Origin of the sequence: Vibrio sp. Vb0304 (assembly GCF_033338995.1) — a bacterium.
Lineage (GTDB): Bacteria > Pseudomonadota > Gammaproteobacteria > Enterobacterales > Vibrionaceae > Vibrio > Vibrio alginolyticus.
Map to the genome: position 1 here is coordinate 272,525 of NZ_JAWOTT010000002.1, position 14,837 is coordinate 287,361.

General features: G+C 42.2%; 14 protein-coding genes, 1 pseudogene and 1 riboswitch. Of the genes and pseudogenes, 8 read left to right on the plus strand and 7 right to left on the minus strand.

Annotation, left to right across the window (positions count from 1 at the left end; genetic code table 11):
* The first annotated feature begins 582 nt into the window (after window positions 1-582).
* Together R7P35_RS06245 and R7P35_RS06250 are read left to right on the plus strand one after the other, a co-directional pair.
* Window positions 583-921, plus strand: coding sequence for a hypothetical protein (locus R7P35_RS06245; protein ID WP_213904412.1), 339 nt, complete (start codon window positions 583-585; stop codon window positions 919-921).
* Between the two features lie 259 nt (window positions 922-1,180).
* The gene (locus tag R7P35_RS06250) at window positions 1,181-2,029 is read left to right on the plus strand and encodes a patatin family protein (RefSeq protein ID WP_042522690.1); all 849 of its coding nucleotides are present in this window, start codon (window positions 1,181-1,183) and stop codon (window positions 2,027-2,029) included.
* A 142-nt stretch (window positions 2,030-2,171) separates the two neighbouring features.
* Here the strand turns inward: R7P35_RS06250 and R7P35_RS06255 are convergent, their stop codons facing one another.
* Window positions 2,172-3,020 carry a pirin family protein gene (locus R7P35_RS06255; RefSeq protein ID WP_042522691.1) on the minus strand — a complete coding sequence of 283 codons (849 nt, stop codon included), beginning with the start codon at window positions 3,018-3,020 and terminating at the stop codon, window positions 2,172-2,174.
* A 401-nt stretch (window positions 3,021-3,421) separates the two neighbouring features.
* Here R7P35_RS06255 and R7P35_RS06260 point away from each other — a divergent pair, with 401 nt between their 5' ends.
* From R7P35_RS06260 to R7P35_RS06280, 5 genes are all read left to right on the plus strand, one after another.
* Entirely contained in the window at window positions 3,422-3,631 is a 210-nt protein-coding gene (locus tag R7P35_RS06260; RefSeq protein ID WP_005373691.1) for a cold-shock protein, read from the plus strand.
* A gap of 240 nt (window positions 3,632-3,871) precedes the next feature.
* A complete protein-coding gene (locus R7P35_RS06265) occupies window positions 3,872-4,081 on the plus strand; it encodes a hypothetical protein (RefSeq protein ID WP_005373692.1) in 210 nt (69 codons plus the stop codon).
* Between the two features lie 50 nt (window positions 4,082-4,131).
* Window positions 4,132-4,272, plus strand: coding sequence for a PA3496 family putative envelope integrity protein (locus tag R7P35_RS06270; protein WP_017633782.1), 141 nt, complete (start codon window positions 4,132-4,134; stop codon window positions 4,270-4,272).
* A gap of 239 nt (window positions 4,273-4,511) precedes the next feature.
* Window positions 4,512-4,611, plus strand: a riboswitch (purine riboswitch).
* An 89-nt stretch (window positions 4,612-4,700) separates the two neighbouring features.
* The gene (locus R7P35_RS06275) at window positions 4,701-5,717 is read left to right on the plus strand and encodes an adenosine deaminase (protein ID WP_017819853.1); all 1,017 of its coding nucleotides are present in this window, start codon (window positions 4,701-4,703) and stop codon (window positions 5,715-5,717) included.
* Between the two features lie 126 nt (window positions 5,718-5,843).
* Window positions 5,844-6,317 (plus strand): peroxiredoxin, encoded by a 474-nt coding sequence (locus tag R7P35_RS06280; protein WP_005373699.1) that lies wholly within the window; start codon window positions 5,844-5,846, stop codon window positions 6,315-6,317.
* Window positions 6,318-6,367: 50 nt separating this feature from the next.
* On the opposite strand, the gene R7P35_RS06285 is transcribed toward R7P35_RS06280, so the two are convergent.
* The 3 genes from R7P35_RS06285 to yghU form a co-directional block, all read right to left on the minus strand.
* Entirely contained in the window at window positions 6,368-6,775 is a 408-nt protein-coding gene (locus tag R7P35_RS06285; RefSeq protein WP_005373701.1) for an SPOR domain-containing protein, read from the minus strand.
* Between the two features lie 211 nt (window positions 6,776-6,986).
* Entirely contained in the window at window positions 6,987-8,156 is a 1,170-nt protein-coding gene (locus R7P35_RS06290) for a D-alanyl-D-alanine carboxypeptidase family protein (protein ID WP_031778835.1), read from the minus strand.
* Window positions 8,157-9,339: 1,183 nt separating this feature from the next.
* Window positions 9,340-10,197, minus strand: a complete 858-nt coding sequence (gene yghU / locus R7P35_RS06295) for a glutathione-dependent disulfide-bond oxidoreductase (RefSeq protein WP_005373705.1) — start codon at window positions 10,195-10,197, stop codon at window positions 9,340-9,342.
* Window positions 10,198-10,450: 253 nt separating this feature from the next.
* Here yghU and R7P35_RS06300 point away from each other — a divergent pair.
* Window positions 10,451-10,570, plus strand: a pseudogene (locus R7P35_RS06300) (dihydrofolate reductase); the annotation flags it as partial.
* Window positions 10,571-10,634: 64 nt separating this feature from the next.
* Here R7P35_RS06300 and R7P35_RS06305 read toward each other — a convergent pair.
* The 3 genes from R7P35_RS06305 to R7P35_RS06315 form a co-directional block, all read right to left on the minus strand.
* Window positions 10,635-12,089, minus strand: a complete 1,455-nt coding sequence (locus tag R7P35_RS06305; protein WP_042523221.1) for a sucrose-6-phosphate hydrolase — start codon at window positions 12,087-12,089, stop codon at window positions 10,635-10,637.
* Between the two features lie 31 nt (window positions 12,090-12,120).
* Complete coding sequence (locus R7P35_RS06310; protein ID WP_170890198.1) at window positions 12,121-13,044, minus strand: aminoimidazole riboside kinase; 924 nt, start codon at window positions 13,042-13,044, stop codon at window positions 12,121-12,123.
* Window positions 13,045-13,209: 165 nt separating this feature from the next.
* Complete coding sequence (locus R7P35_RS06315; RefSeq protein WP_318091872.1) at window positions 13,210-14,649, minus strand: sucrose-specific PTS transporter subunit IIBC; 1,440 nt, start codon at window positions 14,647-14,649, stop codon at window positions 13,210-13,212.
* Between the last annotated feature and the right edge of the window lie 188 nt (window positions 14,650-14,837).

Genomic DNA, 14,837 nt, shown 5'->3' on the forward strand with positions numbered 1-14,837 from the left:
TATTCATACCGTCACCTTTACGTTGAAGTTTATCCTAGCTCAGCACTGCTTTACTTTTATAATTAATTAATACGCCCAATCGAGTTCAAGGTGCTAGACTCATAGCGTCGTCACTGACTCAAACTCCAAGAACGACGTAACGAAAAAGCGAGCTATCCTATGCTCGAAATATGGATTCTTTCCCCCTCGAAGTAGAGTTCAACAACAAAAAGACGAACTATAATCATAGCCAAAATTAATGCTTTTCGACCTAAAATATCTCACATCAATCAAAGAAAGCTTCTAAGATTTTCTCTTTTTGAGTAAATATAGACAGTTACAGTAGCGAAATTCTTCTCGGTAAAACTCCCCACTCAATCTCATGATCAGTTTTTTTAAAAAACAACAAAAATTCGTTGTTATCTAGAGTAATTATTTTATTTGTCGCAGAGCAATTCCATCAATATCATTTGCGACATCGGAGTGCTAGAGCATTGAACTTTTTAGCATTTATCACAGGTATAGAACGTAAAAAACCTTTTATTACTTATTTTTCTTTTTACATATGTTCTAACTCAACGTCTATTCAGACAGGAATATACCGTGGATAAATATCAAGCAGCTTATGCTAAGCGTCTAGAGAAACTAAATGGGGATCCATCTCCTAAAACGATAGCCCGCTTTTCGGCTTGGGATGCGTTTTTTAACAAGGAGTACGAGCTCCAAGACTTGGAATACCAGCTATCGGACGCTGCGCACCAGCACTATGAACAGTCGCATGCGAAGAGCGACATTAGCTTCAAAGAATTCAAACGAGCGTTCTATAATGAATCCATCAAAATTTACAATTTAACTGATGGCGCTTCTATCCAGAAAGTATTCACCCCATTACTTTTGCTTACAACGCTCTGGATAGTGTTTGTATGCCTATTTAACAAGTGATCATCAAACTATTCCAACAACGATCAGTATGGGACTACAGGTATGGCTCTATGTAAGGGGGCTAATTCGCTCGGTCTCCTTCACTAAATTAGCGACTCAATTACCCGCAATTCCATAAGCTAAAAGTGACAAGGGCATCCGTTGATGCCCTTTTTATTCAAAGGAACGCAACCAATAGACCTTTGGCCCACTTGGGTATAAAACCATTATGCGTTAAGCTGCACGCTATTATCCGATTGATAAAGAGTGGAGCGAAGTGATGGAAAAAGTAGGCTCTCGAGCATTGATTGTCGAAGGTGGAGCCATGCGAGGCGTATTTTCATGCGGCATACTCGATCATTTTCTTGCTAGCGAGTTCTCTCCATTTGATAGCTTTTGGGGAGTGTCTGCGGGTGCTAGCAACTTGGCTGCCTACTTAGCTAAAATGCCCGGACGTAACTTAAAAATCTACCTCGATTACAGCTTAAGAAAAGAATTTATCTCTCCATCTCAACTTCTACGTGGTGGTGATATGATGAACTTAGACTGGATGTGGAATGTCACCCTCGAAGAACTTGGAATCGATAAATCTGCGCTCAAAGCTGATTCACGACCTTTCTTTTTAGGCGTGACGCGTCAAGACAATGGGCAAGCGGAGTACCACCTTCCTGATGTCGACGACTTGGCAGAAACAATGAAAGCCAGCAGCGCACTGCCTGTACTTTACCGAAATGGCGTATCACTGAACGGAATTCAATACGTTGATGGTGGCGTCTCAGACGCACTTCCTGTTGCAGAAGCAATAAAGCGAGGAGCCAAAAAGATTATGGTTTTACGCAGTCAGCCCGCAAGCTATCAAAAGCCAAGAGGAAAATTCAGCGCCCTAACTAGGAGGATGTTGAAAGAAACGCCCGGATTAATTGAACCTATGTTGACACGTGAAGTTCGCTACAATCAGACCTTAGCGCTGATCAACAACCCACCACCTGGTATCGAAATCATTCAAGTGTGTCCTCCTGAAACATTCAAGTTGAAACGGCTGAGTCGATCGCCAGCACCACTGCGTCATGCTTATGAGTTAGGAATTGAAGCAGGAAAGGAAGCCATCATACGCTGGAGTCAGAAGTAGAAAAAAGCCACGTGGATTAAACGTGGCTAACGCAAATTCGATGGCAGTGGATTATCGTATTTGCTTCTGGTCGAGCCCAATATTCAGGCTCAAAACTGTTTTAATTTGCTCGCTAACTGAGAAAGCGAGTAGGCTGTCAAAACTAGTAAGTTTCAAACAACCCAGAGTTGTAGTCTTGGATGGCTTGTTCTATCTCTTCCATGCTATTCATGACAAAAGGGCCATAATGCACCACGGGTTCATTAATTGGCTCACCTATAAAGATCAGTGCACCACTCTCTTTTTCGGCCTGCAATTCAACCCATTCACCTTTCGATAAAATGGCCATTTCGCCTTGATTGATCTCACGACCTTTTAATTGAATACGACCTTTATAGACATAGAGCATCATGTTGTTGTCTTGATCCGTGTTCAAATTCAAAGCTTGACCACCCATCGCTCTCCAATCGGCTACCGTGGCAGCAACACCTGTCTCTGTTAGCGGCCCCTGAATTCGTTCGTTGTTTATAGTCATATGACCCGCAATCAAACGTACAACCCCCGTATTCGGAGTATCAAACTCAGTGATCGTTTCAGGTTGAAAGTCATGATATTGAGCTGGCTGCATCTTATTTTTCGCAGGCTGGTTAATCCAAATTTGGAAACCATGCAGTTCGCCTTCCTTCATAATAGGCATTTCGCTATGGATGACGCCTCTTCCTGCCGCCATCCACTGTGCACCACCGGAACGAAGCTCACCAACATTATCCATATGATCACGATGCTGGAAATGACCTTTCAACATATAAGTAAGCGTCTCGATACCGCGGTGCGGATGCGGAGGGAAACCGCCGATATAGTCAGCACGGTCTTCTGATTTGAGTTCATCCATCATCAAAAATGGAGAAAAGCTAGCATGATTGAAACCCGCTACTCGGCGAATTTTCACTCCATCACCATCAGCAGTAGGTTGCGCAGGAATAAGCTGACGAATGTCTCTGAATGTACTCATACTAGTTCTCCTAGTTTATCTTTGTGACCGCTTGCAAATCGCATGTTCAATCTATGGCTATCGATAAGGTTCTATTTTAGGTTGATGAGCTAAAATTATGAGCCATACTATTCGTTCTACTTATTCAACTTTTTCGAACAATACAGTTTATCGAGTTAATAATGAGCACATTTAATTTATCTAAAATAAATGTAGCTATTTTCTAAACAAGGTGTATAGTGTGCCTTGGCTCTTAGAAGAGAGCTGTTAATGCAACATTTAGTTTAAGTTTCCTCTCAGTAAAATCTTGAATCCCCAATTCAGACACCTGCGTACAACTTCCTCTTGATTGAACATTCAATAGCTTAGAAAAGATCCACAAAACAAATCATAATTTTAATGTTTAATTCAAAGGTATTTTTATGTCTAAAGTAACTGGTTCAGTAAAATGGTTTAACGAAACTAAAGGCTTCGGTTTTCTATCTCAAGACAACGGCGGCCAAGATGTATTCGTACACTTTAACGCTATCGTTTCTGACGGTTTCAAAACACTGACTGAAGGTCAGAAAGTAAGCTTCAATGTAGAGCAAGGTAAAAAAGGTCCTCAAGCGACTGAAGTAACTCCTCTATAAGACTGCTTTTCTTGGTGTAGCATGCCCATGCTGCACCAAACCTCTCTCCTTCAAAAATATTCTTTCATCAATCACTCAACCTAATTTTAGGCATTGCTTTGTGCTATCTAAAATAAACTGAATAGTACTGCTTAATTTATTATTTATAGGAAAAATCATGTCCTCAAAAAGAACTGGCCGTCAAAGGCATTGGTATCAATTACTTAACAAAGAGAAAATCACTAAAAAACAGGAGAATAAATGTTAGAAATTGAATTTAATTTAGAACAACCTCAAACCTCTTGGAACGCTAAAATACATCAATTAAATGGTGATATTTTACGAAGGCACGTATTACCGAAACTTCTTTCTCATAGCTTCATGATCGATTTTGAATATTGTGAGAAAACGCAATCTGGAACTATTCTCTGTGATTCAGGTTCAAAGTTAGGAAGTTTTACTGTTAACTGATTCAGTTTTCATGCATTAATGGATAATGCAACTAATTTGGAAGGTATCCAATGGCTAGAAAAAGTAAGAAGCAGTCAGAAAAAGACAAAAAAGAGTCTGAACAAAACGCGGCGGCGGTAAAGCAGAAAACTCGACGCCGCATAGAAGACATTATGGAACAAAGAGAATTTGATAAGTTATTCGATCTATAAAATGCTCTCTAGTGCTTTCTCTGCCTTTATCGTTGTGCAAGGTACCGCCACCTACCTTTGCTCAAACGAATCTCCACTCTTTTAGACTACTCTTCTAATTACACGTGCCTCTCACACACGCAAAAACAACTGGCTCCTCTATACTCAAGTGGACTTGCAAATAGTCGTTTCGCTCACAGGAAAACCCGTGACTAATGACAGTTAGGTTATTTGCGTATAGCCAAAGCGATATTTTTGCGTATAATCCCTCTCGTTTGCTTCGTATAACCCCAATGATATGGTTTGGGGGTCTCTACCAGTTCCCGCAAAGTGCTGATTACGAAGAGTTGAGATCATCGTGGGTCTTACTCTTTGTGATAGCGTTCGATTTATTTCTATCTATACCTATTCTTAGAGTAACTGCATCCACAATACACATAAGGTGGAATATGAACGCATTTATTCAAGGTCTTCCAAAAGTAGAGCTGCACTTACATATCGAAGGTTCACTTGAGCCGGAACTCTTATTCAAATTAGCAAAACGAAACGGCATCGAGATCCCTTACTCTTCTCCGAGTGAACTACGCAGCGCATATCAGTTCACAGACTTACAATCATTTCTCGACCTCTATTACCAAGGAGCGGGAGTTCTGCGTACGGAGCAAGATTTTTACGATCTCACTTGGGAATACTTACTGCACTGTAAAGAAGACAACGTTATTCATACCGAAATCTTTTTTGACCCTCAAACACACACAGAACGCGGCATAGACTTTGACACTGTTATCAATGGAATCGCTCGCGCGCTAAAAGATGGTCACGAAAAACTTGGCATTACCTCGCAAATTATTGCGTGTTTTCTCCGTCACCTTTCAGAAGAGAGCGCCATAGAGACCCTACAGGCTATTCTGAAACACCGTGATAAGATCATTGGTGTTGGACTAGATTCTTCAGAACAAGGTCATCCGCCAGCTAAATTCAAGCGCGTATTTAAACAAGCAGTAGAAGAAGGCTTACTTACCGTTGCTCACGCAGGTGAAGAAGGCCCCGCACAAAATATTAGCGATGCAATTGAAATGCTTTACGTGAGCCGCGTGGATCACGGTGTTCGCTGTGTTGATGATGAAGCATTAGTTGAATCCTTAATCGAAAGCCAAATGCCACTGACAGTGTGTCCGTTATCGAATCTTAAGCTATGTGTATTCGACGATATGAAAGATCACAATATTGTGGATTTGCTACGAAAAGGTGTCGCCGTAACGATTAACTCAGACGATCCTGTGTACTTTGGTGGCTACATGACGGATAACTTTCTGGCCGTCAACAACGCACATCCAATGAGTAAGAGTGAACTTGCCCAATTTACAATGAACGCGATTGATGCCAGCTTTATCGATAACGAGTTAAAGGCGAAATATCGTCACCTTGTTAGCCAATACGTAAACCAGCACGAAGCGTTGCAATAAAGGCATCAGTGCCACGCCTTAGGTCAAACGCGTAGGTATTAAAACCCTACAAAAACTCTGTGGTTAACCGCATTTATAAACGCTAGACTCAGAAAGCTAAACTAGCACACAAAAAGGAATATAATCATGATTCAACAAGGCCAAGCTCTACCAGTTGCAACTCTAAGTGAGTTGACTGCCGATGGTATGGTTAACCACGACGTTACAGAACTGTTTGCGAACAAGAAAGTCGTACTCTTTGCTGTACCTGGCGCATTCACCCCTACCTGTTCAGAAGCTCATCTACCAGGCTATGTGGTATTAGCTGATGAGCTAAAGGCAAAAGGTGTTGATTTAATTGCGTGCGTTTCTGTAAACGATGCATTTGTGATGCAAGCGTGGGGCGAAGCTCAAAACGCTTCTGAGATTCTGATGTTGGGTGATGGCGACGCTAGCTTTACTAAAGCATTAGGTCTTGAAATGGATACAGGCGGCTTTGGTGGTATTCGCTCACAACGTTACGCGATGATCATTGAAAACGGCACAGTGACTAAGCTTAACGTTGAAGAGCCAAAAGAGTTTGAAGCAAGCAAAGCAGAAACGATTTTAGCGGCGCTTTAAGCTTACTCCTAAATACAAAAACGGAAGCCATCGCTTCCGTTTTTTGTTGGCTAACGCATTCTCACAACACTCGTTTGTTGCTTACGCTGCATTTCCGCAAAAGTCAGCACAAACGGGGATGACTGCTTTACACGGCTTGGTAATGAAGAAAGCGCATTGTAGGCATCCTGTTTCGTTTTAAAATCACCAACAGTTACCGTATACCAACGCGTGCCTCGGCTGTTTTTCCAGTTAACCCAAACCGGATGCTTAGGATCGATATAGCGAATATAATCTTTCACATCTTTTTCTTGCTTTAGCGCGAGTACCTGCATCGTGTAATGGTTTGGGTTTAAATAACCATATGCATCCTGAGAGGTCATGACTCCAACACATTGGCCGCTATCGACCTCCTGCTGGTAAGGCATAGCGCAGCCCATGAGCGATAAAATCAATGTCAAAGATAAAATCTTGTGCACGTGTCACTCCATTCTTGTTCTAGTTTCTTTTCTCTCGCACCCAAAAACACAAAACGCTCTTGGTCAGGTAAAACACACCCTTACAAGAAGGCCTGCGTTTTAACGCAACGAGTATTCCAAAAACGTAAGGCGACCACGTTGGCCGCCTTAGTAAATTGATTTAATAGAACATTAACAAGATAGAGTGATATAGACAGAAGTTCGCTACTGTTTAGAACCAGCTAGCGACCAATTGCTTAAACCAGTCTAAAATTCGCTTGAATAAACTGCCTTCCTCCACAGACTCCAATGCAACGAGCTCGGCTTCATTTACGACCTTACCTTCGACTTTGTAAAGCACTTTACCAACCACTTGTTGCTCAGAAATTGGCGCAACTAAATCACCGTTGTATTCAACTTCCGCTTGCAGATTTTTTACATCTCCTTTTGGCAAAGTGAGATAAACATCGTTAGCTACGCCAACAGTAAGCTCGTCTTTTTCGCCCATCCAAACTCGAGCTTTCGCAAGTTCCGCACCCGCCTCAGTCGGCATTACCGTATCGTAAAAGCGGAAGCCATAACTTAACAGCTGCTTGCTTTCTGATTCACGAACATTCTCGCTCTTCGCTCCCATCACTACAGCAATCAGACGCATATCACCTTGTATTGCAGAAGTCGCTAGACTATAACCCGCACCGCTTGTATATCCAGTTTTCATGCCATCGACATTCATACTACGATCACGAAGCAAGCCATTACGGTTGTATTGAGTGATGCCATTGTAAGTAAACGAGGTTTCGCTATACAGCGGATAGATATCAGGTAAGTCACGAATAATCGCTTGGCCCAACTTGGCAATATCATAAGGTGTCGAATATAAACCGTCACTGTCTAGGCCGTGAGGGTTGGTGAATGCCGTGTTAGACAATTCAAGCTTGGCGGCCCAACTATTCATCAAACTCACAAACCCTGATTCACTTCCCGCAACATACTCAGCAATAGCAACACTGGCATCGTTACCAGATTGAACAATCAGACCACGGTATAAGTCAGACAAAGAAACGGAAGTATTGACTTCAATAAACATTTTTGAAGAATCTGGGAAATTTTTTGCCCAAGCATTTCGGCTGATGACAACCTCATCATTCAACGTAATATTGCCTGTATTAATTTCTTGACCAGCTACATAAGCAGTCATCAACTTCGTTAAACTCGCGGGGTTTAAACGTTTGTGGGCATCACGTTCAACCAGTACTTTCCCCGTATGGAAGTCCATCAAAACATAACCACGAGAACTGAGTTCCGGCGCATTTGGCACAACTGAAGGCGCAGCATAAGCCAACGAGGATACAGCAGCGAACCCTGTAATTAACACTGTGTGTAATATAGTACTTTTTCTCATCATGACATCTTATCTTAGTAGCATTTAAGGCTTACAAACGGTACCCGAATGAATTCAAAGCGCGGGATTACCTAGTTAAAAAACGAGTATATTGAAACGGCGCTCAGTTACAGCCACCTTGTTACGATTGGTTACTTTTACTCAATGTTTGTCGAAAATAATGAGAGGTAGGTAGAGCTTTCGTCTTGAAGAATGAAACAGGAGCAAAAATAATTCCGTAACGCTATGTTTTTTTAGAGGGGAGAAAAAGCGCGCAAGCCAATTCAGGGAGTAAGTTGGTATAGGAAAAGTAGTTGAGCTTTTATCCATATCTAAATAGGAAACAACAAAAACAAGCAACAATAAGCCCAGCTAATTATTTACCAAGAAAACATATTTAAAACGCATCATAAAATCGTAATTAATTATCGATAAATTTAAAAACCTAATATTATAATTTATGCAAATTTCATTTATTATTAAACTGGAGAAAAATACAGCTTTCCTTTTTTAAAACTAAGAGACGATTTTTTCGATGTTTTTAGGTTTATCTCATCAGAGAACTTGGTATAACAGTGAGGGATAAGGCATCCGGACTTAGCGCGAAAGGATAACCCACTGTTATTTAAGTTCACACGCTGCTTTTTAATGACTAGAGACTTTAAACTGCGGTTACCTTCGGTTTGTGCGGCTATTCTTTGACGTATCCCAACCCAGTACGACTCAAACGACGACATCATACATATCCTCTTTCATGATATAAGCATTAATAATTAAACATCGCTAAAAGCTAAGCTTGTCATAAATAAAAGTATTAGAAATTAATTTTATTTCATCAAAAAAAATCAACCCGCATATTCCACACAAATTTAGTGGTTATGTCAAATATTAATTATCATTAATTTTATTTATAATGGATATAAAATCAGTTTATAATTTTTAAATAATTTAATTATTAGAAAGCAGTATGACCAGTTCATATTTAACATGGAAATATGAGCTTTGTTTTGCATCATAACATATAAATACATTAAAGATTCATCTACGAACTAAATGCTCTTCAAGAGGTGATATAAATTAGCATTTCGAGACTAAATGAGAATAAAAATAGCGCACCGTATATGGTGCGCTATAGATTTGATTAAGGTCACTGTATAAGCATAGATAAAACTAAACTCATTTGACGTAGCTAGGCCAAGATTGCTTATGGTTTAAGTTTCAATACTTTATCAATATCTTCTGCGCTGTGGCGCTCAGGTAACTGCTCCCATTCTTCACCCCATGAACGGTTCACAATTCGACCACGTTTTACCGCTTCACGCTCATCAATTACTTTTGCCCAACGCACAACGTTTTTGTAGCTTTCTACGTCTAAGAATTCAGCCGCATCGTAAGCACGACCCAACACAAGGTTGCCGTACCATGGCCATGTTGCGATATCAGCGATGCTGTACTCATCGCCACCTAGGAATTCATTGTTCGCAAGACGCTTGTCTAATACATCTAACTGACGTTTTGCTTCCATTGTAAAGCGGTTGATTGGGTACTCGAACTTCTCTGGTGCGTACGCGTAGAAGTGACCAAAACCACCGCCTAGATATGGCGCAGAACCTTGCAGCCAGAATAACCAGTTCATTACCTCAGCACGCTTAGCGCCTTCTTTTGGTAAGAAATGATCAAACTTCTCTGCTAGATAAAACAAGATGTTGCCAGATTCAAACACGTTCACTGGCTCAGAACCCGAACGGTCAACCAATGCCGGAATTTTAGAGTTTGGGTTAACAGCCACAAAGCCAGAGCCAAACTGGTCGCCATCGCCAATCTTAATCAGGTATGCATCGTATTCTGCTGCCGTTACGCCAGCCGCCAAAAGCTCTTCAAACATGATCGTCACTTTCTGACCATTTGGGGTACCCATTGAGTAAAGTTGGAATGGGTGCTCACCAACTGGAAGCTCTTGCTCATGACGTGCGCCAGAATCCGGACGGTTGATGCTCGCCCACTGACCGCCGTTTTCATTATCGTTTGTCCAAACTTTTGGTGGAATGTATTCGTTAGCCATTGTTTTCCCTTATTGTGTTTGAATGCATCTTCAAACTGACGGGTCTTACGCGCCAGCAAGCATTATTAACATCACCTCTTCGCCAACTGCGATTAGGCATACTCAAGATATTAGGTCGAATTCGCTAAATAAAAGTCCTGTAATCTCTTTTAGTTAGAACCTTTGGTTATGGGATTTTCTTTCACGCTATAAGTAAAAACGTCACGGTAATGTGAACTAGGTTCGAGATGCCAACGATGAGTAAGCTACACTCGGCGGCGCACCTCTATTTGGGGATTTAGAACAACCGCTAAACTTCAAAGTCACCAAGAATGAAGTTGTTCTGGATACCTTAGTTCAAACAACTTACGTGCGTGATAGGCAGTTAAGTTAGATAGTTAGAAAGAAAAACGCCCTTCACTAAATCAATGAAGAGCGTTTTAATGTATTCAAAACCGTTACTTAGCTGATTCAAACAAACCAGAAATACCTTTCAAAGGGAAAAGCCTTGCTTGCTCCAACCCTCTCAACGTTACCGTATTCAGGTCATCAATAAAGAAACGACTGGTCATCGTGTGTTTGCCACCATTAATGAAAATCTCGATGACAGAATTGTCGATATATATATCAATCGTCTGCTTAGCGTCCAATCTTGGTGCTTTTCGAATGCTACCAAATTCTTCTGCGTACAAATGAGACATGTGACGACGGTCCAGCATAAACTCGTGCTTTGTCGCACTAAAGACGATGTTGTCACCTTTGAGGTTACTCAGCTCAAGTTCAAAGCCATCGCCCTCAAGGTCTAATTGGATCAAACAACTTGTGCTTTCCAGTGTATGGGACTGTGCAAAGACTACCTCTTCTTTTCTTAAACTCTCCAATTCAGGGAGTGGAGTTTGAACAAGAAAACCATCTTTCAACGTTAGTTCTCTAGGAAGAGACAACATTCCTGCCCACTGGTGTGTGACCGATGGCGTGTCGATTTCTGGCAACCCTATCCATGCAATAAGAATGCGACGCCCATTCTCATCTAAATAGGTTTGTGGGGCGTAGAAATCAAACCCATAATCTGGCTGTAAAATATCTTGGTGGTTTTCTAAAGTCATCGACTCTAGGTTCAACTGATCACCCACGATATACGCGACAGAATAGATGTTTTTGAAATCATAAGGATTACTACTGCTCACGCCCTGTGGAGAAAACAGCATCACCGATTGACCATTAATCTCAAATAAATCAGGACACTCCCACATGTACCCAAGGTCAGAGAACTTGGTCTTGATAGGACCTTTATGCTGCCACGTTTTCAAATCTTTGCTTTGATAGAGCGCCATAGAACCATGCTCGGTTTTGGTTTGAGCACCCACCACCATCAAATAGTCGTCGCCTTTCTTCCAAACTTTTGGGTCACGAAAGTGCTCCGTGTAATGTTCGTTCTCAATGACTACACCGTGCTTTTCAATGCTGCCGTCTGAATCCATGGTGGCAAAACACTGTGTTGGGATTCGATTCCAGTTTTGGTCACGCTTGTTGCCAGTAAAAAACAGCAAAGCCTTGTTGTTTTCCACCAAAGCGCCGCCCGAATAGACACCATGTGAATCGTAGTCTTGGTCGGGATGAAGACCCACGCCATGATCAGTAAAATGGATGAAGTCTTTAGTAGAAAGGTGATACCAATACTTCATTCCATGGACTGGTCCCACAGGCGTCCACTGGTAAAAGATGTGGTGCTCACCATTGAAATAGCACAACCCATTTGGGTCATTTAACAGCCCAAATCTAGGGGCGATATGAAAACTAGGAAAGCCTTTATCTTGCTGACGTGAAAGTGTCATTTCTTCGATATCACACTGAGGGATTTGCTCAAGTCGGCGATATCTTTGCTCTACAGTCCAACGGTTGTTTAAGCTCATAATTTTTCTCAACTGAAATTGGATCTGAAGATCATTGCCCAATAAATTGCAGCAACTCTGTCTGGGTCGGAAGCGCGGTCATTGCGCCTTTTTGCGTCGTCGCTAATGCACCACAGCCATTTGCCCATTGAATCGCAGAGCTAACAACAGGATGATTTTTCCAATCGTCATACCGAGACAGGCATGCCAGTAGCCCTCCGACAAAAGCATCACCCGCACCTGTGGTATCAATCGGACTAACGACTTGACCTGTGATCAGTTCACTCTGACTTTCAAAGACGCGCCAAACACCTTTCGCACCTTGTGTCACCAAGACCAAAGCAATATTCAAAGAGGCTATTTGTTTTAAACCTTGCGCCATCGATGTTGAGTCAGTTAAGAACAAAAGCTCTTCTTCAGAGAACTTAACCACATCAGCCATCGCTACAGCCTTCATTACGACAGCTTGGATTTCTGATTGATCTTGCCACACTTCATCACGCAGGTTAGGGTCAAAGCTAATGAAACCACCAGCGGCTTTTGCTCTTTTGATCGCCTCAAATGTGCTGCTTCGACTTGGCTCATTTGCCAGTGAAATCGAGCAGACATGCAGCCAATCACCTTGCTTAAAGTTAGGGATGTCTTCAACAGACATAAACTGATCAGCGCTCGGTTTTACCATAAACGTAAAGCTGCGCTCACCTTGCTCGTCTAAATCCACCACCACTGTTGATGTTCTTTGCTCAGGATCTTTAACGAGAAACTCCGTGCTCACGCCCTCTTGATCGAGCGTTGATTGCATGAAGCGACCAAATGGGTCATCACCTACACGTCCAAAAAACGCACTCTTACCAGATAGACGAGCAATTGCTACGGCGACATTCGCTGGTGCACCTCCGGGACATTTGAGTAAAGAAGTCTCAGATTCCGGTATTAGATCGACAACAGCATCACCAGTTACCCACACTTGATTCATCTTGCTTACCTTGAAATTAAAGCCCTGATAGTCCAACGTGTTGAACACCTTCACTACCAAGTAAAAATTGAAAAAGGCTAGCCAAGCCATTAGTGCTTGGCTAGCACCCCAAACATTTAGGAAAAGAAGTGGATTTTGGGGGACTCCACCCTTAAGGAGTTCAGATTAAGCCGCTGCTTTTCTACCGACTTTAGCGCGGTCACGCATACCAAGAACAATGGTGAGAACAAATGCGGTCAAGAACGCGATCACCATACCCGCGATGTAGTATCCAATCTTCTCTGGCGTAATAGAAATGATGCCTGGAAGACCTGCTGCACCCAATGCCTGAGCTTTTACATTAAACATTGTAATGAACGCGCTCGATAACGCCGCGGCGCAAACTGCCGCAATAAATGGGTAACGTAGCTTTAAGTTAACACCAAACATGGCTGGCTCTGTAATACCCAGCAAACCCGTAACACCAGATGGAATCGCGATACCTTTCATCTTCTTATCTTTGCTCATCACGCCAACCGCCAACGCTGCTGCACCTTGAGAAACGTTAGACATCGCCGCAATAGGAAAGATAAAGGTGCCGCCCGTCGTCGCAATATCCGCAAGAAGTTGCGTTTCAATCGCAATGAAGCTGTGGTGCATACCAGTAATAACAAATGGAGCATAGATAAGACCAAATACCGCACTACCAACAAAGCCAGCTGTGTTGTATAGCCAGTTCAGACCATCACCTAATAGGAAACCGATATCACGCGTGAACGGACCGACGACAGTAAACGTTAACAAACCCGCTATGAAAATCGCCAGTAATGGCGTTAAAAGGTTGTCTAAAACAGAAGGTATGACTTTACGTAAGCCTAGCTCAACCTTCGCAAGAATGAATGCCGATACCAAAACTGGTAACACTGAACCTTGGTAACCCACTTTTTGGATTTCAAAACCAAGAATATTCCAAACCGGAATGTTGCCAGACACAGATGCGCCGCCGAATCCCCAACCATTCAGCAAGTCAGGGTGAACCATCAACATACCTAGCGCTGCCCCTAAATATGGGTTGCCGCCAAACTTCTTACTGGCTGAAAATGCCAGTAAAATAGGCAGGTAAACAAACGGAGCGTTCGCAAACGTGTTGATCATGTTCGCCAAGTCTGTCAGTCCTGGGTTGGCATCAATCAAAGATTTGCCATCAATAAACAAACCTTGAGCAGTCAATAGGTTATAGATACCCATCAACAAACCGCCAGCGACGATTGCGGGAATGATTGGGACGAAAATATCAGACAGCCCTTTCACCGCGCGCTGAACGATGTTTTGTTTCTCTGCGCCAGCAGACGCAACGTCGTTGGTGGACATTTCACTCATACCCGTCAACTTCGCCATTTCTGCATAAACTTGGTTTACGATGCCTGATCCAAAAATGATTTGGTACTGACCCGCAACTTTGAACTGCCCTTTGACCCCTTCAAGGTTATCAATCGCTTGTTCATCTATTTTTTGCTCATCTGCAACGGCAAGGCGTAAGCGTGTCGCACAATGCGCAAGTGCGGTGATGTTGCTTTTACCACCTAATAGAGTTAACAACTCTTTTGCTACTGCCGGATAATTCATTTCATACCCCATTGGATTATTATCTGAGCTTGCGATATTTTCGGGAACGTTTGCAAAACAGATTTTTGCTCAATAAAACCAAATGATCAAAGATAAAGCAGAGAGAATGTGAGAATGATCGTCAAATTCTCTCCCTAAGAGCAGTATAGGAGGTTAGAATCGCTACTTATCAAAGAGCTTTTCATCTT